Below are 22,914 nucleotides of genomic sequence, written 5' to 3'. Positions count from 1 at the left end.
ATCTCAAAAGGCTTGGGGGTGCAATTGTTAATGGCTGAAACCAAAAGGATCATGATAAGTTTACCTAATAGCTTGTTAGAAGAAGTTGATTTTATAGTTTCTAGTGAGAAAAAAAACAGGAGTGAGTTAGTGAGAGAAGCCATGAAATTATATATTAGAGAAAAGAAAAGAGTAGATATATGCGAAAAAATGAAAACTGGCTATAAGGAAATGAGCAAGATAAATAGTAGTCTTGCAGAAATGGGCATGGAACAAGATATGAGAGAATTGTATATTTATGAAGCAAAACTTACAGGGTGTGAAAAAGTGTGATAGTTAAAAGAGGAGATATTTTTTATGCTGATTTGAGTCCAGTTATAGGTTCGGAGCAAGGTGGAGTTAGACCTGTCCTTGTCATACAAAATGACATAGGGAACAAATATAGTCCTACTATTATCATTGCGGCTATTACTTCTCAGATAAATAAGGCTAAACTTCCTACTCATGTTGAAATAAATGCTCCTGAATATGGACTACCTAAAGATTCGGTAGTTTTACTGGAACAAATTAGAACTATAGATAAAAAAAGGCTGCGAGAAAAAATTGGCAGGTTTAATGACGATATGATGGACAAAGTTGATGAATGTCTAAAGATAAGTCTTGGACTTGTAGATTTATAACGAATAATTTTAATAAGCATGGATAACATGCTTATTTTTTTGGGAAATTTCCTGGGAAATACATGCTAGATATTTAAAAGGTCACAAATCTATAGTATAATCTAATGAAGGAGGAATTTATATGAAGAAGAAAAATATTATATTATCAGCAATCATTATTTTGACAATAATATTTAGTATAGGGATTATAGCTTTTTCTGAACCAGGTTCACAAGATGATCCATTAGTTACATTGAGTTACGTAGAAAAACAAGTTAGAGAAATCAAAGCTTATGTTGACCAAAAGACAGCAAACAGTAGTTCATCCGGTTCCACTCTTGTAGTAGTAGAAATAGAAAGTGGACAATCTATTGTAGGAAAGGCTGGAACGGAAATAATTCTTCGTGGTGGCAAGGCTACTACAATTGCAGGAGAACTAGGTGGACTTTCAGATATTACAGATGGAAAAGATTTAAAGATGGGAGAAAGAGTGCCGGCAAATCATATGCTGATTGTTCCAAGAGATGATGGAAGAGGAGTTTATGCTGAAACTCACGCCATATTTATGATTCGTGGAAATTATGAAATAAATTATTAGGGGAGAGAAGGGATAAAATTGGCTGAAATAAGACCTTATAGAGTTGGGGATGAAGAACAAATTGTAAATCTTTTTAATGAAGTTTTTAAAAAAGATAGGAAAGTAAATTATTGGCATTGGCAGTTTCTAGAAAGCCCTTATGGACAAACTGCAATGGCATTAGCAGATGAAGATGGAAAAATAATAGGACAATGTACTTTGATGCCATCAAAAATGCAAGTAGGAGATAGAGAAATATTAGGTGGTCAGTCAATAGATGCAATGGTTCACAAAGACTTTAGAAGAATGGGATATTATGAAAATTTGGCTTTTTACTCTTATGATTTAGGTATAGAGATGGGAATCAAATTTAGATATGGTTTTCCAAGTAAAGAAGCATTGCAAGGAATACTTGAAAAACTAGGTGGAAAATTGGTTTGTGATATTCCACTATATATGGATGTATATAGACTAGATAGATTGGCTGCACATTTTTTGAAAAGTAAAGGATTATCTATTGTTTTGACTGCTCCTATAAAGTTTTTCATATGGCTATTTAAAGGCAAAAAAGTGAAGAGTAATGAGAAATATGAATTCGAGGAAATCAAAAACTTTGACCATAGATTTGATGAATTGTGGAGTAGAGTAAGTGAAAATTATGGTACTATGACTACTAGAGAAAGTTCTTTTTTGAATTGGAGGATTAGCAATCATCCCAATATTTCATACAAGACTTTTGCAGCTACAAGAAATGGAGAATTGAAGGGATACATTGTAGTTAAAGACGAAGAAAAGCTTGTACGTGGAAAGTATCCATTGAAAATAGGAAGTATTGTGGATATAATTGGAGAAGACGAAGATAGCTATATTGCTCTTTATGAGAGGGCAAAAGAGTATTTTAAATCTATAAAAATAGATTTTGTATTGTGTTGGATTCTTGATGGAATGTATCGTGAAGAGACTTTGAAAAAATTAGGATTTATGAAAACTAAAAGTAGAATTCCTTTTGCAGTAAAAAATTTGACTGACGACTCTAGTATTGATGAGTATATTTTTAAAGAAGAGAATTGGTATCTAATGCCTATTGAAGCAGATACGTATTAGGAGGTTTTGAAATGGCAAAGAAAATTATAAAAGCAATTTTAAAATATCCTTTAATTTTGATAAATCGGATATATACTTATTTTTATTATAAGAATAGTGATAAAAAAGACAATTATTTAGTTGATGATATGTTTAAAGGAGAAAATAAGGTTTTAGTATTTGCCCCTCATGTAGATGATGAGACCATAGGAGCTGGAGGAACACTTATAAGACACAAGAATAGATCAGATAAAATCGTTCTTGTATATATTTCTGATGGAGGGAGTAGTACTTCAGAACTTTCTAGAGAAGAAGTAGTTTTGGAAAGGAAAAATGAGGGGGAATGTTTAAAGAAAACATTAGGAATTTACAATTTGTATTTTTTGGATGAACCTGATGGAAGTGTAAATTCATCAAAAGAAGAATTAATAGAGAAAATAGTTCAAATACTTGAAATAGAAAAACCAGATATTATATATACCCCTTTTATAGTTGATGGTCATAGGGATCATGTTGAAACTACAATTAGTGCAATAAAGGCAATAGAAAAATGGAATAGTGAATTTGATAGTATATATATGTATGAAGTCAATAGTCCCATACTTCCAAGTACGGTTAATGCTTTATGTATTATGGATGAAAAATTGTACAATGAAAAGGAAGAACTATATAAAATATTTACATCTCAATGGGCTATGGGCTTCAGTGCATTTTCCCTTTTAAATAGGAGAAAAAAATTGATAGCTGGGGAAGGATATGGTGCAGAGGTATTTGTCAAATCCGATGTTGAAGAGGCAAGAAAGGCACTGGAAGTCATATTGGAAAGAGGATTTAAACCAGAACAGTTCAAACAGTTAAGTAGTGAATACAATTTGCTAATGGCCTATAGGCAAAATAGTCAATTGAAAAATGAGTACAATACGTTGGTAGATAAAGTAATAACTGAAGAGCTTGCAAGAAGATAAAATGGTGTAGGACCATAGATATTATTGTGATATAATATAGACTATGCTTATTTTTATTCTATTTGAAAGGAGGAAGCTCATATTTAGAGCTATAATATAATGAAGGTACTTCATCTTATAAGCGGCGGTGATACTGGAGGAGCTAAAACTCATGTAATTTCACTGGTCAAAGGTCTTAAAAAATATGCAGATGTAAAGATCATTTGCTTTATAGAAGATGCTTTTTATAGAGAAGCAAAAGAAGCAGGTTTAAATATTGAGGTATTTAATCAGAAAAAAAGATATGATATGTCCGTTATATCTCGTCTTAAAGAGGAAATATTAAAAGAAGATTACGATATCATCCATTGTCATGGGGCAAGGGCTAATTTTATTGCCATGTTTCTTAGAAACAAGGTAAACAAGCCTTTTGTGACTACAGTACATAGTGATTATAAATTAGATTTTAAAGATAATCCTTATAAAAAAATAGTATATACAGCAATTAATTCAACAGCACTCAAAAAATTTGATTACTATATTGCTATTTCTTCAAATTTCAAAAGGATGCTTATTGATAGAGGATTTGATGAGCACAAAATATTTACTGCCTACAATGGGATTGACATGGAAAGTAAAATAGATTTTGTAGAGAAAGATGAATTTTTAAAAAGATATGGTATTGATGGAAAAGACAAGACTCTAGTAGGAATTGTTGCTAGATTGGATTTGGTTAAAGATCATGACACTTTCATAAAAGCTGCATATAAAGTGCTTGAGGATAGAAAAGATGTTATATTTTTAATTGCTGGAAAAGGAAATGAAGAAAAAAGACTTATATCCATGGTAGAAGAACTTGGTATCAGTCAATATGTCTATTTTCTAGGATATGTGAAAGATCCATATTCTTTTTTCAATGCTATAGATATAAATGTTCTTACATCTGTAAGTGAAAGCTTTCCTTATGTAATTCTTGAAGGTGCAAGGCTTAAAAAACCTATTATCAGTACAGATGTTGGAGGAATAGGAGATTTAATTAAAAATGGGCACAATGGCTGGTTGATAAATGTAGGAGATGTAGATGGTCTTTCTAGATGTATCAACTCTTTCCTAGAAGATAAAAATAGAATTGAGACTTTAGGGGGAAATTTATATGAAACCGTAAAATCTGGTTTTTCATCACAAAAAATGGCTTTAGATCATTTTGAAATATATGAAAAAATATTGGAAAGCAGGAGGTAAAAATATGAAGATAATAAATGAAAAAGGAAAATTATTTGGACTAATAAATGTTATTGATCTAATTGTTTTAGTAATACTTGCATTGCTTATAAGTGGTGGTGTGAAAAGAGTTAGAAATGCTAAACCCGAAATGGTATCAGAGCCTAAGAAAACCTTAGTTACAGTAGAAGTTTCTGAAGTAAGAAAACCTACTATTGATGGACTTGTAGTTGGAGATCCTCTATACCATTATGACAAAGGAACTTATTTTGGGGAAATAGTAGATGTAAAGGTTGACAGTTATAAAGAACCTGTTGAAGGTGATGGGAAATGGATTTTAGCTGATGTTCCAGAAAAATATGTTGCTACCCTTACAGTTGAAGCAGATGGAATAGAAACTAATGATGCTATAATAGTAGGTGGGGAACAAACTAGAATTGGTCATCAATTTAGACTAAAGAATAAGAGAGTAGCAGTATTTGGCACTATATTAGGTGTGGAAATTGAGTAGCATTGGAGTGATATTATGTATAGTAGTGTTACTGTAACAGTTTTAGCAAAAATTTGGTCTGCAATTCAATTAGGATATGAACATAGCCTTTTTAAGAAAATAATGAGTACTATAGGCAAGGGATTTAAATATATAAGCAAAGGCTCAAATTTTTTACGCCTATTTTCTTCAAATAGAAAGATGGCAGGAGAGACTTTGTTTTATAAAATATATTGCAAATTTATTGATTTAATATATAAGCTTGTAGAAGCTATTAGAAAACTCATCAATAAGGGAAAAGGCGGCAGTATTTTAGATAGTAGTACAACTGTATTGTTTAGAGATGAAGTTGAAGTTCAAAACACATTTGCAGTTTTTTCACTTTTCTTTGGATTGACAGTATTTATCTTTAATGCTGTTAGAGGAAAATTTTTAGGGAAATCATTTTATGTATCTATTTTTGTACTATTGATAGGTATATTTGGATTGAAATATGAAGGTGGATACAAGATGCTTTTAGAAGAAAGCAATTCTTTTAAATTTTTAAAAAGCTTATTCACTATAGACAAGGGAGGGGAAAGATGGTGGTAGAAAAATTAAAACAAAGACAGTATATCCTTCCCATATTGCTAGGAATAGTATTTGGACTAATTTATTTTAAACTTCCTTTAAAATATTTTGCATTTGCATTTGTAGGATTTTTGGTAGTTGTTGCAACATTACATGATGTGAGAATAGGAGCTTTTTTGGCTGTATTTATAATGCCTTATATGCCCGATATTTTAAATCTTGTGTTTATGTTGTTTGTATTGGCGGCATTTATATATAGGGGAACTTTTAGAAGTATAAGTCCTTTAACTAAAAATTCTATAGATATGCCTATTGCACTTTTTGTCATTGCAATCATTATTTCCACTATTACATCTATAAATGTTCAAGGAAGTTTTAGAGATTTAGCTATTCATTTAGTGTCTTTGAGTTTTGTATTTGTCATAACCAATACAATAAAGGATAAGGAGGACCTGAATATACTCCTTACAACTATGGTCTTTACAGCAGTATTGGTTTCATTGTATGGATTGTACCAGTATAAAGTTGGGGTGGAAATGGAAGACAAATGGTTAGATGTCTCAAACAATTCAGGGATTACAACAAGGGTTTTTTCTGTATTCGGGAATCCCAATATATTAGCTGAATATTTGATAATGACTACGCCTATTTCCATTGCTCTTTTTTGGGAGACCAAAGAAATGCATAAGAAATTTATTTTCTTATTGACTTCTCTTCTTTTAATGGGGACTTTGGTATTGACTTTTTCCAGAGGTGGTTGGGTTGGATTTGCCTTTGGTATACTAGTATTTGTTCTACTTGTAGAAAAAAGATTGCTTTTATTGTTGATACCACTGGGACTTGGTGCCATGAAATTTCTGCCACCAACAGTGGTAAATAGAATATTGAGCATTGGAAACTTTGCAGATTCATCTAACAATTATAGAATAAAAATTTGGAAAATAACATTAGATATCATAAAGGATCACAAGATTGCCGGAGTTGGATTTGGATATATTCCATTTAAGCAAACTTTTGAATCCTATATTAGAACAATGCCTGCTTATCATGCTCACAATACCTATCTTGAGACTATGGCAGAAATGGGTATTCCAGGGCTTATAGTGCTTATAGTATTTATATTTATACTATATAAATACTCTATAAAAACTTTAGTGAAAGGCCAAGATAGATGGACTAAAATCATTTCAGCAGGTGTGATTTCAGGTATAAGTGCTCTACTTGCTCAAGGAGCTGTAGAAAGTGTTTTTTATTTACCTAAGATAATAATTACTTTTTGGACCTTAGTATCTTTCATACTAGTTCTTATGAGAATATCAGAAGAATTTAGGGAGATTGGTTAAAAAGGAGAATATATATGGAAGCAAAAGAAAGAATACTCATTTCTGGATACTACGGGTTTGATAATAGCGGCGATGATGCTATTTTAAAAGCTATAGTTAAGGATTTAAGAGAAAATAGTGAGAACGTTGAAATTGTAGCACTCTCAAACAAACCTTCCCATACAAAAAGAATATATGGGATCGAAGCCATAAATAGATTCAAAATGAGGGAAGTTAGGAGAGCTATAAAAAGCTGTGATCTATTCATAAGTGGTGGAGGAAGTTTACTACAAGATGTGACTAGCACTAGATCTATACTCTATTATTTATTGCTTATGAATTTGGCAAAGAGGCATAAAAAGCCAGTAATGGTATATGCCAATGGAATCGGGCCTATAAATAAAAAATTTAATAGATTTTTAACCAAAAGAATTTTAAACAAAGTAGATTTAATTACCCTAAGAGATGAAGATTCTAAAAAATTTCTAGAGCAATTGGGAGTTAAAAATACCAATATTCATGTCACTGCAGATCCTGTATTCACACTAATTCCATCTACTGAAGAGAGAATATCAGAAATATTTGAAATAGAGAATATACCTTTAGAAAGGCCTATGATTGGAATATCAGTTAGACAGTGGAAGAACAACGATGAATTGGTCTCTACTATAGCTAAAACTATAGACTATATTTTAGGCAGCTATGATGTGAATGTGTTGCTTATTCCTATGCACTATCCAGAAGATTTAGATATAAGCATGAAAATAAAAGAAAATGTAAATAGGGGAAACTGTTATTTACTCAAAGAAATGTATAGCGTAGAAGATATAATGGGTATCATAAAAAAAATGGAACTTATAATTGCTATGAGACTTCATTCATTGATATATGCCGCTACTCAAGGTACTCCTATGATTGGGTTAATATATGATCCTAAAATTGAGGGCTTTTTAAAGTTTATAGACATGGAATATATGTGTCATATTGAAGATATAGAGCTTGTAGAATTGTACACTGACATTGACAATGTGTGGAAAAATAAAGACAATATACGAAGAAATTTGATGAAAAAAGATGAAAAGTTAAAAGAAAAAGCATTAGAAAATGTAAAAATGGCCTTGAACCTTGTAGAAGAGGGTGGTAAAAATGGATAGTATAAAGATATTTGGTACAAGAGTTGATAAAGTAAGTTTAGATGAAGCTGTAAATATAGTAGATGAATTTCTCAAAAGAGAAGGGGCAAAGACCATATATACACCAAACACTGAAATAATAATGGAAGCTAGGGAAGATGAAAACTTAAAGGAGATATTAAACAATGGAGATTTAATCATTCCAGATGGTATAGGACTTATATATGCTTCAAAGATAAAAAAGAAGCCCTTAAAAGGGAGAGTTACGGGGTTTGACCTTTCTATGAAAATGCTCGAAATAGCTAATGAGAACGAATATAGTCTATTTTTACTAGGTGGGAAAGAAGGAATTTCTAAAGAAGCAGGAGAAAATATATCAAAAAAATATCCAAATATAAAAATAGCAGGTTACAACAATGGTTATTTTAAGGGTGCACATATAGGTTATCCTGGTCATGAGGAAGAAATAGAAGTTATTGAAAAGATAAATACATCTAATCCAGATATTTTATTTGTAGGATTTGGAGCTCCAAAACAAGAAAAATGGATGGATTTATATAAAGATAAATTAAATTGCAAGGTTCTCATAGGAAATGGAGGAACCATGGATATAATTGCAGGAAAAGTAAAAAGGGCTCCAGAAGTTTATCAAAAGCTAGGATTAGAATGGTTTTACAGACTTGTAAAAGAACCATCAAGGATAAAAAGACAAATGGTACTTCCAAAATTCATGTTAAAAATCATATTTGGCAAAAACGTAGTGGAATAGTTAGAAAGAGGGAAAGTGTATGAAAACAAGTGAAAAATGGTATAAAGAAATTATTTCTTATGTGGGAATTGCTCTAGGAGTTTTTCTAATGGCTGTTTCGCTAAACTTTTTTTTAGAGCCCAATGCTATTGCTCCAGGAGGAGTTACTGGTCTTGCGGTTGTAATCAAAAGAGGGACTGGCATACCAGTATATATTACAAACTTGATTATAAATATACCATTATTTATTATAGGAATTAAAATGTTGGGGAAAGCTTTTGGTGCGAAAACTCTTTTTGCGACATTGACACTTTCATTTTTCTTTAAGATTGTTCCCTATGAAGTAGTCACCAAGGACTTGTTGTTATCATCTGTATTTGGTGGAGTGCTTATGGGCGTAGGATTAGGAATAGTATTTAAATCTGGTGGAACTACTGGAGGAACTGATTTAGCTGGAGCAATACTAAACAAGGTTATTCCAAGATTCAGCATATCAACTTTTATGATGGCTATAGACATATGTGTTGTAATTATAGCCGGTATTGCTGATAAAAGGATTGAAACTTCTCTTTATTCAATCATAGCATTATATTCGGCTATTAAAATAGTAGATTTGATTCTTGAAGGGGCAGGTTATGTAAAGGCCTTTTTAATAATTACAGAGAAACCAGAAGAAATGAGCAAGGTTCTTGTGGAAGATTTAAATAGAGGAGTTACACTATTTAAAGGAAAAGGTATGTACACAAAAGAAGATAAAGATGTACTTCTTTGTGTTGTAAATAGATCACAGTTTGCAAAAGTAAAAGATATAGTCACTATGGTAGATGAAAATGCTTTTGTCATGGTGACTGAAATGTATGAAGTAATAGGTGAAGGCTTTAAAAGAGTAAAATAAAGTAGGAGGGATAATGTGAAAAATTATGAAGAATTAAAGTCCATTGCAAAAAGCTTAAGAATTAACATAATTAAAATGCTTGAAAAGTCTCAATCAGGACATCCAGGAGGGTCCCTTTCAGCTTGTGAAATTTTGACTGCTCTTTATTTTAAAGAGATGGATATTGATCCTAAAAACCCACATTGGGAAGATAGAGACAGATTTGTATTGTCAAAAGGTCATGGTGCACCAGTGCTTTATGCAGTATTAGCAGAAAGAGGATATTTTCCAAGAGAAGAATTGAACAGTCTTAGAAAGATAAATTCAATGCTTCAAGGACATCCAGATATGAAAGGAACTCCAGGAGTAGATATGACTACAGGTTCATTGGGGCAAGGCCTTTCAGCAGCTAGTGGTATGGCATTGGCAGGTAAAATTGATAAAAAAGACTATAGAGTATATGCTCTAGTAGGAGATGGGGAAGTCCAAGAAGGTATCATATGGGAAGCAGCTATGTCTGCAGCTCACTATAAGCTAGACAATTTAACAGTATTCATGGATCACAATGGTCTGCAAATTGATGGGAAAAATGAAGATGTAATGAATATTGAACCTATAGATGAAAAGTTCAAAGCCTTTGGATGGCATGTGATAAAAATAGATGGACACAATTTTGAAGAGATATTTGCTGCATTGGAAGAAGCTAAAAACACCAAAGGCAAACCTACTATGATAATAGCTAGTACAGTTAAAGGAAAAGGAGTTTCTTTTATGGAAAATCAAGCAGGATGGCATGGAAAAGCTCCAAGCAGTGAACAAGCACAACAAGCACTTGAAGAATTGGGAGGTGTTAAGAATGACTAATTCTATGGCTACAAGAGAGGCCTATGGAGAAGCACTAAAGAAATTGGGAAGTATGAATAAAGACGTAGTAGTACTAGATGCAGACCTTTCTGGTTCTACAAAGACTGCTGTGTTTAAAAAAGAATATCCTGATAGATTTTTCAATATAGGTATAGCAGAACAAAATCTTATGGGTACAGCAGCAGGATTGTCTACAGCAGGTAAAATTCCTTTTGCCAGCACTTTTTCTGTATTTGCCACTGGAAGAGCTTTTGAAATAATTAGAAATTCTATATGCTATCCAAAATTAAATGTAAAAATTGCTGCAACTCATGCAGGGCTTACAGTTGGAGAAGATGGAGCAACCCATCAATCTGTTGAAGATATAAGTCTTATGAGATCTCTTCCAAACATGGTAGTTTTAAATCCAGCAGATGGAGTAGAAGCAGAAAAATGTATAATGAAAGCTGCTGAATACAAAGGGCCAGTATATATAAGACTTGGAAGAAGTAAAGTACCTACAATATTTGATGAAAATTATAATTTTGAAATAGGAAAAGGTGTACTATTAAAAGATGGTTCTGATGCAACTATCATAGCTACAGGTATTATGGTTTCAAAAGCATTGGAAGCGAGTGAAATGCTAGAAAAAGAAGGCAAATCCATAAGAGTTATAAATATGTCAACCATAAAACCTATAGACAGTGATATCATCATTAAGGCAGCAAAAGAAACAAAGAAAATAATCACGGCAGAAGAACATAGTATCATTGGAGGATTGGGTAGTGCCGTAGCAGAAGTACTTTCAGAAAACTATCCAGTGCCACTAAAGAGAATAGGAATCAATGATACCTTTGGTGAGTCAGGAACAGCCGATGATGTACTCGAAAAATATGGTTTAACCGTAGAAAATATCGTAAAAACAACAAAAGATTTTATATAAAGAAAAGGGTGGCAAGGGGACGTTTTGTTTGCCACCTTTTTCTATTTGTTTTATTTCTAAAAATTTGAATCTTCTATTTTCATAATAATCATAGTCAATATGCTGCTTAATATGACAACTAAGACTCCATAGGCCATAGATAATCCTATGTCAAAATCATATAAGGCATTGACCATAGCAATGGATATAGGCTTATTAGATACTCCGTATAAAAATGCAGAAATACCGTATTCTCCTATACTTCTTATAAAGCCTAGTATGGTACCTGATAGTATTCCAGGAGTTATGATAGGAATAGTTACATGCATAAATGTATGCCACCAAGTAGCACCTAAACTTCTTGAAGCTTCTTCTAGATTATCACTTAAACTAGACAATGCCACATTGGTACTTCTAACAATAAGCGGGAACAAACTGATTGAATAGGCTAGTGGCAAAATCATATATCCACCTATTAATACATTTTGAAATGCAAATATATTAGGCTTATTAAAAGTATTTATAAGATTGATGGCTATAGTACTTGCAGGCATAGCCCAAGGTAACATAGATAGTATTTCTATTGCAATTTTGGACTTGTTGTTAGTTTTTACTATAATATAAGAGCAAGGCACAGCGATAACTAGCCCAAACAAAGAGGCCATAATAGACATGTGAATACTATTTTTAAAAGGTAAAAATGTTCTTTTTTTTGTAAAAATTTTAACATAGTTATCCAAGCTAAATTCTTTTGGGAATATTTCAATCATCCATGTGCCTGGTTTTACGAAAGATAATAGTACAATTGTAAGTATTGGCAATATAATCATTATGATAGATGACAAACAAATTATTGTAAAAATAAGTCTCACTATTCTGTTTTTTATCTTTACTGGCTTGAATGGGGTGCCTTTTACTGATGTTGAGAATTTGTTGTGGTTTTCATAATATCTAAGTAATAATAAAAATGTAATGGATACTAATAATAGTATCATTACTTGTACTGCTGCCATTTCCATATGCTTATTTGCTTTTGATAAGAGTATTTGAGTACTCATTACTCTATAAGTATCACCTAGCAAATTTGGAGCCGAAAATGAGCTAATGCCAGACATAAAGGTTATAATACTAGAAGCTATAAGTGCGGGGGATATCATTGGGAGTATTATAGTAAAGAATATTTTTGTCTTTGATGCTCCTAGATTTCTGGCAGATTCTATTAAAGAATAATCAAGGTATTTGATTGCAACGGATGTATTCATATAAAAATATACATATTGGGTATATGCATGCACAAATAATATACCTTTAAATCCAGAAAACTTGTAAGGAATTGTGTCTAAATTTAAAAGTAATTCTATAGTCTTAGTAACTAAGCCGCTTTCTCCATATAGCTGTATAAAGGCAATTACTATAATTATTCCCGGCAGCATTATAGGAGTCAATAGGATTCTGTGAATTGTTTTTCTAAAGGGAAAATCAAAAAAATTCACATAGAAAGCCAAGAAAGTTCCTATTATTCCACATACTAAAACAGTTGCAAAGCCTAAAACCAAGGTGTTTTTTAATGCAGTAATATTGGTATTAGACGTAAAAAACTCTTTATAATAGTCTAAAGTAAATACTCCGTTATTTGAAAGGCTGGTAATAAGAGTATTTACAGCTGGATATAGAACATATCCAATCAAAAACCAGAATATAACCAAATAAAAGATAATTTTCATAAACTTAGTTCCAATGTTTTTTGTTTTTATATTCATAATAATCACCTTTAATCTATTACTTTTATGGAATCAGGATTAATCTTTAGGCAAATTTCATCGTTTATAGATAAGCCATTTCCTGAGTTTTCAGTATTTAGCATTGTAACTTTTAGTTTTGTGCCATCTATATTACATATGTAATCCATAGATATTCCATTAAATTGAATACTTTCAATTCTAGCTCTAAAACTGTTCTTGTCCCCATCAAATTCTCTTGTTAGCTCAATTTCCTGTGGCCGTATAGATATAAACTCTCCTTTTTTATTTGAAGGTATGTTGAAGGGGAGAATATCATTTACTTTAAATAAGTTAGTTTCGCCTATAAATGAAGCTACAAAGCTATTTGTAGGGTTATTATAAACTTCTCTTGGAGTTCCTATTTGTACACATATTCCCTTATCAAAAACAGCTATTTTATCCGATATAGTTAGGGCTTCTCCTTGATCATGGGTTACAAATATAGTAGTAATCCCTAGCTTTTGTTGTAGTTCTCTTATTTCCATTCTCATTTTATCCCTAAGTTTTGCATCTAGATTTGAAAGAGGTTCATCTAAAAGAAGTATTTTGGGTTCTATTGCTAGGGATCTAGCAAGAGCTACTCTTTGCTGCTCTCCTCCTGATAATTCATATATTTTTCTATTACTATATTCACTTAAGTTTACTAATTTAAGGTAATAATTTACTTTTTCATCTATTGTTTTTTTAGGGAGCTTTTTGACTTTAAGACCATAGGCTATATTTTCATAAACATTTAAATGAGGGAAAAGAGCATAGTTTTGAAACACCATTCCTACTTCTCTAGATTCTGGTGGTAGATTAGTAATATCTTTATTACCTATGTAGACCTTACCATTATCAGGCTCTAAAAATCCTGCAATAATTCTTAATATAGTAGTTTTTCCACAACCAGATGGGCCTAAAAATGTAAATAGCTTTCCTTCATCAATAGAAAAATTTATATTATTTAATGCTATATTGTCACCGAATTTTTTATCTATGTTTTCTAAGCGTAATGTTTCCATCATATCCTCCACTAGAAAATATTGAATTTAATTTTGTAATAAAAAGGAGATATCCTCCTAAGAAGATACTCCTTTCTCATTAAACTATTCATTTACTTCTTTGTTGCCGTCCTTTATATCTGTGTCCCATTTTTGTAACCATTCAGCTTCTTTTTCAGAAACTACAGACCAATCTACATCCATTACTTTATAATTGCTTTCCTTCATCCACTGTTTACCATTTTTTATTGCTTCAGGATGAGTAGGTAGACGGTTGAAATCATTTGCTAATTTAGCTTGAATTTCAGGACTGCCTGCAAATTCTACAAAAGCTTCAGCTGCTTTAGGATGCTTTGCTCCTTTGATGACTGCTATAGCATCTGTGATTACAGGTGATCCACTTTCTGCATCTACTATAGTAAGTGGCATATCGTTTTCTTCAATATTGTCTATTATTGAACTAAGAACAGCATAGCTTATAGCTGCTTCTTTACGTCCTACTGCTTGGAATTGAAGTGAACCACTACCATAATAGTTCTTAATATTGGATTCCATCTCTTTCATAAATTCCCAACCATCATCTATTTTACCTTCTTTGTCGAATTGATAAAGTAAACTAGCATATGTAGCTCTAATAGATGAAGATAGTGTATTTCTAGTTACTATATTATCTTTAAACTCTGGTTTTGATAGATCATACCAGTCTTTTGGAGCTTCTTCTTCACTTAACATTTCGTTATTATAGAATATCATTACAGGAGTTTGGATAGTACCATACCAATATCCTTCTGAATCTTTGTACATTGGGTCGATATCCTTATCCCATGTAGGTATGTACTTTTCAAATAAACCTTCTTTATTAAGGTCTATAAATAGGGATGAAGCACCACCATACATTATATCAGATTGAGGATTTTCTTTTTCAGCACGTACTCTATCTGCTAATTCACCACGAAGGTTGATGAACTCAACAGTGACACCAGTTTCTTTTTCGAATTCCTCAGCTAGAAATTCAAGCATGTCCTCAGGATGAGTAGAATATATAACTAATTTGTCTTCAAGTTCCACTGCATCTTGTTGACTTTCTGAGCCCTGTTCTTCTGAAGAAGGAGGGGTTTGTTCATTTTTAGTAGTATCATTTCCACAAGCTACTAAGCTAAGGGTTAAAATTACTGCAATTATTAAACTAAGAAATTTTTTCATATGCTATACATCTCCTTTAATATAAATTAACATACCCATAGTATCAACATTATTTTTTTTAGTCAATTCAATAGAGATATTATAGAAAAAAATCATAAAGGGCGGACGAACTATAGATTTTTTCTATAGATAATCCAAATGATATTCCTGTGTAAAAAGTTATTTTGTACTATACTATTTATATGAAGTTAAAAATCCAATCTATATGAAATAGTATTAAAACAGGAGGGAAGCTGCTTATACATAGCAAATATATGAAAATACTAAATAGTGAAGTCTTATGTGAAAAAGGGAATCATACAAAAGAAGATATAGCTAATATAGGAAGTAATAGCACTTGGGTATTAGATGGAGCCACTGGGTTAAATGGAAGGAATATTATAGCTTCAGCAGAAAGCGATGCTCAATGGTATGTAAAATGGTGGGATAGTTTTCTATTGAACAATTTAGACAATATGGAAAACTCAATTCAAGATATTCTTAAGGAAGGCATCGGTCAAATAAGGAATGAATTCAATGCTCATATAGGCAATGAAGAAATAACCAATATTGATTTTCCTTCAAGCACTATATCTATAACAAGATGGAAGGATAATATTCTTGAGTATTTTACATTAGGAGATGGAACTATAGCTATTAGAAAAAACTGTAGAACAGAGGTTTATAGAGATAATTCCATTAAAATACTTGATGATAAGGTCTATGAAAGGATGAAGTATCTTATAGACCAAAAAGGACAATCTTTATACGAAGCTAAAGCTAATGCTATGGATATGCTAATTGACCATAGACTTAAAAAGAATAATTCTGATGGATATTGGATATTAGAATTTGATGAAAAAGCAATAGATAATGGATTATATGGAAGGATAGAAGTAAAAGATGAAGTGGAAATAATTCTTACTAGTGATGGATTCTCTGCTATATCTGATAAATATAATCGTTATCCTGTAGAGAAACTAATAGAGGAAGCTAGAATACATGGCTTGGGAAAAATATATAAAGAGATTAGAGATATAGAAATTGAAGATTCACGAGGAGAAAAATACCCTAGGTTTAAGATACATGATGATTCATCGGCTGTATATATTAGATTAGGATAGTCAGGGTGGCAACCTGACGTTTTGTTTGCCACCTTTTTGCCACATGTCTGTTATGTTATAATATAGGCAATAGATAAGAAAGCAGGGATGAATAGTGGAGAAAATTTTGAATGATAAGATTGAAGAATATAAAGAGGAATTGTTGAAATCCATTGTAGAAGTTGTCAATATACCCAGTATAAAAGGAGAAGCAAAAGATACTGCTCCTTTTGGACAAGGTCCCAAAGATGCATTGATAAAAGGATTAGAAATAGCTGAAAGACTAGGATTTAAAACCAAGAACTTAGATAATTATATTGGATATGCTCAATATGGCGAAGGTGAAGATTATATAGGAATTTTAGGGCATTTAGATGTAGTTCCTGTAGGAGAAGGTTGGATTTTTCCACCTTTTAGTGGACATATTGAAAATGGAAAAATGTATGGTAGAGGTGTATTGGACAACAAAGGTCCGATTATATCTGCACTTTATGGATTATATGCTATCAAGGAAGCTTACCTTAAATTAAGTAAACCAGTGAGAATCATATTTGGTACCGATGAAGAAAGTGGATTCAATGATATCCCATACTATTTAGAAAAGGAAAAGCCTCCTATAATGGGATTTACCCCTGATTGTCAATATCCAGTTGTCTATGGAGAAAGAGGAAGAGCAAATATCCAATTTCAAATAGAGTACAATGATGAAAATTATGAAAAGGCTTTTAAAGAATTCTCCAATTTTTTAAATACATATATTCTTTCTAGCAAGAAAAATGGCGATAGATTAGGTATTGATTTTGGTGATGAGGAATTTGGAACTATGGAGATGAGAAATTATAATATTGGAATAGAAGAGTCAAAATTCTTATTCAATATTAGTCTAAGCTATCCAGCCATTGTTGGCATTGATGAAATATTAGAAAAAATACAATCAAAGCTAAGTGATAATATAAAAATGAAATTGCTATTAAACTATAATCCAGTTAAATTTGAGAAAGACTCATTTTTAGTCAAATCTTTGCAAGATGCATATGAAGAAGTTGCAAATTTAGATGGTACTCCTATCATTACAAGAGGAGGCACATATGCCAAAATAATGCCCAATATTGTACCATTCGGCCCTTCTTTTCCAGGACAGGATGGAATATCTCACAATCCAAATGAGTATATGGACATAAGTGATATTGTTCTAAATGCAAAGATATTTGCTCAAGCAATATATAATTTAGCAAAATAGGTGGCAAGGGGACGTCAGGTTGCGTAAAAACGGATGAAACTTCCATTGACTTTCTTAAAAGTGGGACTATTTATTTAAAAAACTACCGATTTTTCACATCCAATCCCAAAATAAAGTCGTTTTAGACCGCAAAGTGGGGCTGGTATACATACCCAATTGAATTTCTGCGCAACCTGACGTTTTGTTTGCCACCCTTTGCCATTATTTACAAAATGTTAAATGAGGAAGATGACAATGATTTATTTAAATGCTTTTACATTTCCAGATAGGGATAGTGAATTTGATTTTTTCATGAGCGTAAAAAGAACATGCTATGATTCGTTCTATCCATTCAACATATTGTCAAGACATGGTTTTGAAAGAATTGATTTTGAGCCAGTAACGATTTTGTATGGTGGAAATGGTTCGGGAAAATCAACAGCATTAAATGTCATAGCAGAAAAAGCAGGAGTAAATCGTGACTCCATCTACAATAAATCTAATTTCTATATAAACTATGTCAATATGTGTGAGATGGAGCTTGAGGATGACATACCTGAAAATAGCAGAATTATCACCAGTGATGATGTATTTGACTATATGCTTAATATTAGGAATCTCAATGAAGGAATTGACCAAAAACGGGAAAAGCTTTTTGAAGAATATTTGGATGCGAAATATTCTGATTTTCAAATGAGTTCTATGAGAGATTATGAGGAACTTAGAAAAGTAACTACTGCAAGAAGTAAAACTCAGTCACGTTTTGTGAGAAATGAATTGATGGATAATGTACGAGAATATTCAAATGGCGAAAGTGCATTTCTGTATTTCACAGAAAAAATCGAAGAAAATGGGCTTTATCTGTTGGATGAGCCTGAAAACAGTCTTTCTCCAAAACGTCAAATGGAGTTGATGAAATTTATTGAGGACTCGGCAAGGTTTTTTGGCTGTCAGTTCATTATATCAACACATTCTCCATTTTTGCTCTCCATGCATGGAGCAAAAATATATGATCTTGATGCAAATCCAGTTGATGTGAAAAGGTGGACAGAATTGGAGAATGTGCGAACATACTATGAATTTTTCAAAAGACATGAAGAAGAATTTTAAGGTGGCAAGGGGATAGTTCTCCTGTGCTATGAAGCAAAGCACAGAAGAACTGTCCCTTTGTGTTTCTTGTGTTTATAGAGTTTTCACTTCAAAGTCTGCACATCTTTCGTAGATTTCTTCATTTACCAATGCCTTAATGTAAGTGCCATTTTCAGTATAATTTTTGTTAATTACGCTAGCATCTTCATGAAGCATTGAGATGAATTTCTGCCTATCATAAGGTATGATGAATTCTTTTTCTACTAGTTTATTTGGTATTTCTCTTTCAATTAAGTGCAATAATTGGTCTAAATTTATTCCCTTTTCTGCGCTGACTTCTACTATTTTTTCACCTTTCAAGAAATCCTTAACTTTATCTAAATTTCCTTGGCAAGCCTTATCAATCTTGTTTAAAACAATTATAGTATTTTTATCTTTAGCGTTAAGTTCATTGAGAACAATATTTACTGACTGTATCTGCTTTATAGCTTCTTCATTTGCAACATCTACTACATGTAAAAGCAAATCGGCTTCAATGACTTCTTCCAAGGTTGATTTAAAGGCTTCAACAAGCTCGTGAGGAAGTTTGCTAATGAAGCCAACAGTATCTGACAAAGTGATTTTTCTATTATCGCTCAAGGTGATAGCCCTAACAGTAGTGTCTAATGTTGCAAAAAGCATGTCAGCCTCTAAAACTCCTTCTTTACTTATATTGTCTGATGCAGAAATTTCACAAAGTTTGTTTCGCAAAGTTGATTTGCCTGCATTGGTGTATCCTACAATAGCAACCTTGCTTATATTGTTCTTGGTTCTTTTTACTTTTTGGACAGCTTTTCTTTCTAATACCTTAGACATTTCATTTTTAATTTCTTCTATTCTGCTTTCTATATGTCGTCTATCAGTTTCAAGTTTTTTCTCTCCAGGTCCCCTTGAGCCAACGCCACCTTTTAATCCAACACCACCTTTAATCCTTGCAAGGTTTGCGTTTGAATTTCTCAATCGTGGCAATTTATGATTAAGAATAGCAAGTTCAACCTGTAGAATGCTTTCCTTGCTCTTAGCACGTCTTGCAAGAATATCTAATATCAAGGTGGTTCTATCGATTACTTTACAGTTAATAGCTTCTTCCAAATTTCTAACCTGAGAACCTGATAGTTCATCATCAAATATTATTAAATTTGCATTTCTAAGTTGTCTTAAATTTGCTATTTCTTGAACTTTACCTTGCCCCATATAGTATGCAGAGAAGACTTTGTTTTTCTTTTGAAATATTCTGTCTATAGGAACAATATTGCAAGCTTCAGCAAGGCCAGCAAGTTCCTCAAGACTTTCTTCTGTGTCAGTTCCAACTAATATAGCTCTTTCCACTTGATCTTCACATGTATTAATGCTGCCAATTATTTTGTCAATATAATCTACCTTATTTTTAAAATTTAACTGCAATGAAGCTTCTAAACTTAGGTTTTTCAGTTCATTATATGTCAGATTGTTATCATAGATATCACAAAAAGCTATATTTATCTTGATGTCTTCCATATTTTCTTGAACTCCTATGGCAGCAATAGCATCTAGTTTAGAACCTATCAAAGCAGAAATATCCAATAAAGAAAGTGTGCTGCTTCCAGAAGGATGGGTATGAATAACCCTAAATCCACTTAGCTTTTTGCTTGAAACCTCGATAGAAGGAATTGGGGCGCTGTCTATTTTGCCAACTGAAATTCCTTCAATTTTACCTCGCCTATTTATAACAACACATAGCTCTTTTTTTATTATTCCACTAATCTCATTCATTTGTTCTACCAATTCATAAGAAAAAACTTTGTCATTATCTATTGTTAGCTCGAATAAGTTTTCAATTTTATCAAGCATTACTTTTTTTATGCCATCAATATTTCCTGTTATCATAAAATCTCCTCCAATAAAAATTTATTAATTTTATTTTTATCTATAATAATCTAATTCTCATTTTCTAAACCCCCAGTTTAATTTTTAATTCTTTCTGCCTATTACGATATTATTTTAGAATCATTTCAATCTCCCCCAGATGAATTTTAGTAAGTGAGTATAAAAAAACCGCAAAAATAGTCTATGCTCTAAAAGTATAGAACTATGTTGCGGTTAAAATATCATTAAAAATTTGAAATTAAAAAACCGCAGGCATACAGTCTGCAGTCAAAATTTTCATACATAAATAATAATATACTATAGCTTAATATATATGATTTACTGACAGTAGACTGTATGTTTTATTGTTAAATTTTGTTCTAATCTTACTTTTATAAATTAACATTTTACAGTCTCCTTTCAGAATTTTTTCTTGTACTAATATAAACATTATAAACCAAATTTTCTCAATTGTAAAGACTTTTAAGATTTTTGTATGAAATAGATGAACTAAATGAAATTGAAAAGAAATGGATTGATACAGTTGGAGAGGAATTTCTCATAGAAATCGAGAAAACTGCTATGTCCAAATCATATAAAATACCCGTTTTGCTGTCATTTATAAAAGGTGATAAAATGGTTACAGAAGTTTCAATAGAAGAAGTAGGAGAGTGCTTTATGGATTATTATTCAAACGATAAAGTACATAGCAAAGATTTCAGAGATAAAAAACATAAAAATTGGAAACAGTGGAGCTTAGAAAGATATACAAAAGAAGCAGTACAAAATCCAATAAAATTTTTATCAAGAAGCAAATTTTTTGCGATAGAGATTTTTTATGAATCTACAGAAGAAGAGCTTGTAGCTATATATGAAATTGTACAAAAATGCAAAGAAATTGTTGATGCTAAATATAAACCTACTGGATACAATATTGGAATAAATATAAATGAAAGCGCTGGACAAACTATTATGCATCTTCATGTCCACATGATACCAAGATATGATGGAGATGTAGAAGATCCAAGAGGCGGTATAAGAAATTTAAAATCTCAACTTGTACCCTATAAAGGATAGGAGGATGGAAATGGAAAAGGTTTATAACAAATTAGTCAGAGACAATATACTTGAAATTATAGAGAAAGCTGGAAAAAAGCGTCATAGAAATTATGGATGAGGATGAATTTTTAGAAGAACTAAATAAAAAGTTGATTGAAGAAACAAAAGAATACATTGAAGATGAAAACATTGAAGAGATAGCAGATATTTTAGAAGTTATATATGGAATATTGAAAGCCAAAGGAGTATCCTTTGAAGAAGTTGAAAAAATCAGGCTCGAGAAAAAACATAAAAGAGGCGGATTTGAAGAAAAAATAAAATTAGTCAAAGTTATAGAATAGGTGGCATATTTGCCACCTAAATTTTCAAAATAAGAAGGAAATTGTAGACAAATATAGAATTTATATATAGCGTGGCACAGGGACGTTTTGTTTGCCACCTATTAGAATAATGAGAAATAGGTGATATTATGCCAAGAGGGACAAGAGAGAAAAGTGAAAGTGGGATATATCATGTAATGCTCCGAGGAATAGATAAAATGGATATTTTTTTATCAAATAGTGATTATGAAAAATTTTTGTACTATATAAGAGAGGCAATGGATAAAAGTGATTTTGTTGTATATGGATACTGTCTTATGACAAATCATGTACACCTTTTAATTAAGACAGAAACAGAAGAAATAGGAGATATAGTTAGAAGAATAGCGGTTGGTTATGCCCAATATCACAATTTAAAAAATGGAAGAACAGGACATCTTTTTCAAAATCGTTTCAGAAGTGAAACTGTTGATAGTGATGCATATTTTTTGACAGCATTAAGATATATTCATCAAAATCCAATTAAAGCAGGAATGGTAGAGAATATGGAGGATTATAAATGGAGCAGCTATACAGAATACATCAATGTTGCGAAAAAGAAGGACATGATAATTGATCCTACATTTGCATTAAATTATTTCTCAGATGTAAAGAGTTTTATGAATTATATGGGAATGAAAAATGAAGATCAATGTTTAGAATATGATGAAAAGATAAGATATACCGATGAAGAACTAATGGAGGTAATTTCTTCTTTTACTGATATTTCAAGATTAAAAAGTTTGGATGTGAAATCAAGAAATGAAATTCTTAAAACGATAAAAGCAAATACAAAGGCAAGTAATAGACAGATATCTAGGATAACTGGAATTGGGAGAGGTGTATTGGAAAAAATAAAGTAGTTGGTGGCGGTAAGGGTGGCAAACAAA

At 31.8% G+C, this 22,914-nt stretch carries 24 protein-coding genes; 20 read left to right on the top strand and 4 right to left on the bottom strand.

What is annotated here, in order from left to right:
• The first annotated feature begins 30 nt into the window (after positions 1 to 30).
• The 14 genes from BUA21_RS10205 (at position 31) to BUA21_RS10140 (ending at position 11,386) form a co-directional block, all read left to right on the top strand.
• Entirely contained in the window at positions 31 to 312 is a 282-nt protein-coding gene (locus tag BUA21_RS10205) for a CopG family ribbon-helix-helix protein (protein WP_072744774.1), read from the top strand.
• Positions 309 to 659, top strand: a complete 351-nt coding sequence (locus tag BUA21_RS10200; protein WP_072744731.1) for a type II toxin-antitoxin system PemK/MazF family toxin — start codon at positions 309 to 311, stop codon at positions 657 to 659. Before BUA21_RS10205 ends, BUA21_RS10200 begins: the two co-directional genes overlap by 4 nt.
• A 121-nt stretch (positions 660 to 780) precedes the next feature.
• Positions 781 to 1,236 (top strand): hypothetical protein, encoded by a 456-nt coding sequence (locus tag BUA21_RS10195; protein ID WP_072744730.1) that lies wholly within the window; start codon positions 781 to 783, stop codon positions 1,234 to 1,236.
• An 18-nt stretch (positions 1,237 to 1,254) separates the two neighbouring features.
• Positions 1,255 to 2,319 (top strand): GNAT family N-acetyltransferase, encoded by a 1,065-nt coding sequence (locus tag BUA21_RS10190; protein ID WP_072744729.1) that lies wholly within the window; start codon positions 1,255 to 1,257, stop codon positions 2,317 to 2,319.
• 11 nt (positions 2,320 to 2,330) lie between these two features.
• Entirely contained in the window at positions 2,331 to 3,263 is a 933-nt protein-coding gene (locus tag BUA21_RS10185) for a PIG-L deacetylase family protein (RefSeq protein ID WP_072744728.1), read from the top strand.
• Between the two features lie 99 nt (positions 3,264 to 3,362).
• On the top strand, positions 3,363 to 4,484 hold the full coding sequence (locus tag BUA21_RS10180; RefSeq protein ID WP_072744727.1) for a glycosyltransferase: 1,122 nt from the start codon (positions 3,363 to 3,365) through the stop codon (positions 4,482 to 4,484).
• Between the two features lie 4 nt (positions 4,485 to 4,488).
• A complete protein-coding gene (locus BUA21_RS10175; protein ID WP_072744726.1) occupies positions 4,489 to 4,974 on the top strand; it encodes a DUF4330 domain-containing protein in 486 nt (161 codons plus the stop codon).
• 15 nt (positions 4,975 to 4,989) lie between these two features.
• Positions 4,990 to 5,544, top strand: coding sequence for a hypothetical protein (locus tag BUA21_RS10170; RefSeq protein WP_072744725.1), 555 nt, complete (start codon positions 4,990 to 4,992; stop codon positions 5,542 to 5,544).
• Positions 5,535 to 6,866 (top strand): O-antigen ligase family protein, encoded by a 1,332-nt coding sequence (locus BUA21_RS10165; RefSeq protein ID WP_072744724.1) that lies wholly within the window; start codon positions 5,535 to 5,537, stop codon positions 6,864 to 6,866. Before BUA21_RS10170 ends, BUA21_RS10165 begins: the two co-directional genes overlap by 10 nt.
• Before the next feature lie 14 nt (positions 6,867 to 6,880).
• Positions 6,881 to 7,999 carry a polysaccharide pyruvyl transferase CsaB gene (csaB, locus tag BUA21_RS10160; protein ID WP_072744723.1) on the top strand — a complete coding sequence of 373 codons (1,119 nt, stop codon included), beginning with the start codon at positions 6,881 to 6,883 and terminating at the stop codon, positions 7,997 to 7,999.
• Complete coding sequence (locus BUA21_RS10155) at positions 7,992 to 8,747, top strand: WecB/TagA/CpsF family glycosyltransferase (protein WP_072744722.1); 756 nt, start codon at positions 7,992 to 7,994, stop codon at positions 8,745 to 8,747. The genes csaB and BUA21_RS10155 overlap by 8 nt, the downstream gene beginning before the upstream one ends.
• 19 nt (positions 8,748 to 8,766) lie before the next feature.
• Positions 8,767 to 9,621 carry a YitT family protein gene (locus BUA21_RS10150; protein ID WP_072744721.1) on the top strand — a complete coding sequence of 285 codons (855 nt, stop codon included), beginning with the start codon at positions 8,767 to 8,769 and terminating at the stop codon, positions 9,619 to 9,621.
• A gap of 15 nt (positions 9,622 to 9,636) precedes the next feature.
• Positions 9,637 to 10,464 (top strand): transketolase, encoded by an 828-nt coding sequence (locus tag BUA21_RS10145; protein WP_072744720.1) that lies wholly within the window; start codon positions 9,637 to 9,639, stop codon positions 10,462 to 10,464.
• The gene (locus BUA21_RS10140; protein ID WP_072744719.1) at positions 10,457 to 11,386 is read left to right on the top strand and encodes a transketolase family protein; all 930 of its coding nucleotides are present in this window, start codon (positions 10,457 to 10,459) and stop codon (positions 11,384 to 11,386) included. The genes BUA21_RS10145 and BUA21_RS10140 overlap by 8 nt, the downstream gene beginning before the upstream one ends.
• A 56-nt stretch (positions 11,387 to 11,442) precedes the next feature.
• On the opposite strand, the gene BUA21_RS10135 is transcribed toward BUA21_RS10140, so the two are convergent.
• The 3 genes from BUA21_RS10135 to BUA21_RS10125 form a co-directional block, all read right to left on the bottom strand.
• Positions 11,443 to 13,125: an ABC transporter permease gene (locus tag BUA21_RS10135; RefSeq protein ID WP_072744718.1), complete on the bottom strand. Its 1,683-nt coding sequence runs from the start codon at positions 13,123 to 13,125 to the stop codon at positions 11,443 to 11,445.
• Positions 13,126 to 13,136: 11 nt separating this feature from the next.
• Positions 13,137 to 14,150: an ABC transporter ATP-binding protein gene (locus BUA21_RS10130; RefSeq protein ID WP_072744717.1), complete on the bottom strand. Its 1,014-nt coding sequence runs from the start codon at positions 14,148 to 14,150 to the stop codon at positions 13,137 to 13,139.
• 84 nt (positions 14,151 to 14,234) lie between these two features.
• Entirely contained in the window at positions 14,235 to 15,332 is a 1,098-nt protein-coding gene (locus BUA21_RS10125; protein ID WP_072744716.1) for an extracellular solute-binding protein, read from the bottom strand.
• Between the two features lie 254 nt (positions 15,333 to 15,586).
• Between BUA21_RS10125 and BUA21_RS10120 the strand changes: the two genes are divergently transcribed.
• From BUA21_RS10120 to BUA21_RS10110, 3 genes are all read left to right on the top strand, one after another.
• Positions 15,587 to 16,435 carry a protein phosphatase 2C domain-containing protein gene (locus BUA21_RS10120; RefSeq protein WP_072744715.1) on the top strand — a complete coding sequence of 283 codons (849 nt, stop codon included), beginning with the start codon at positions 15,587 to 15,589 and terminating at the stop codon, positions 16,433 to 16,435.
• Between the two features lie 94 nt (positions 16,436 to 16,529).
• Positions 16,530 to 17,654, top strand: a complete 1,125-nt coding sequence (locus tag BUA21_RS10115) for a Sapep family Mn(2+)-dependent dipeptidase (RefSeq protein ID WP_234973706.1) — start codon at positions 16,530 to 16,532, stop codon at positions 17,652 to 17,654.
• Between the two features lie 219 nt (positions 17,655 to 17,873).
• Positions 17,874 to 18,743 (top strand): AAA family ATPase, encoded by an 870-nt coding sequence (locus BUA21_RS10110; RefSeq protein ID WP_234973705.1) that lies wholly within the window; start codon positions 17,874 to 17,876, stop codon positions 18,741 to 18,743.
• Between the two features lie 72 nt (positions 18,744 to 18,815).
• Here BUA21_RS10110 and hflX read toward each other — a convergent pair whose 3' ends face one another.
• Positions 18,816 to 20,627, bottom strand: a complete 1,812-nt coding sequence (hflX, locus tag BUA21_RS10105; RefSeq protein ID WP_072744712.1) for a GTPase HflX — start codon at positions 20,625 to 20,627, stop codon at positions 18,816 to 18,818.
• A 471-nt stretch (positions 20,628 to 21,098) separates the two neighbouring features.
• On the opposite strand from hflX, the gene BUA21_RS10100 reads away from it, so the two are divergent.
• The 3 genes from BUA21_RS10100 to BUA21_RS10090 all read left to right on the top strand — a co-directional run bounded on the left by BUA21_RS10100 (position 21,099) and on the right by BUA21_RS10090 (position 22,887).
• A complete protein-coding gene (locus BUA21_RS10100) occupies positions 21,099 to 21,683 on the top strand; it encodes an HIT family protein (RefSeq protein ID WP_200796542.1) in 585 nt (194 codons plus the stop codon).
• Between the two features lie 92 nt (positions 21,684 to 21,775).
• Complete coding sequence (locus tag BUA21_RS10095; protein ID WP_200796541.1) at positions 21,776 to 22,006, top strand: nucleoside triphosphate pyrophosphohydrolase; 231 nt, start codon at positions 21,776 to 21,778, stop codon at positions 22,004 to 22,006.
• Positions 22,007 to 22,134: 128 nt separating this feature from the next.
• Positions 22,135 to 22,887, top strand: coding sequence for a transposase (locus BUA21_RS10090; RefSeq protein ID WP_072744711.1), 753 nt, complete (start codon positions 22,135 to 22,137; stop codon positions 22,885 to 22,887).
• The last annotated feature ends 27 nt before the right edge of the window (positions 22,888 to 22,914 follow it).

Source organism: Sporanaerobacter acetigenes DSM 13106 (genome assembly GCF_900130025.1).
Classification (GTDB): domain Bacteria; phylum Bacillota; class Clostridia; order Tissierellales; family Sporanaerobacteraceae; genus Sporanaerobacter; species Sporanaerobacter acetigenes.
This window is presented reverse-complemented; position numbering and strand designations above follow the sequence as displayed.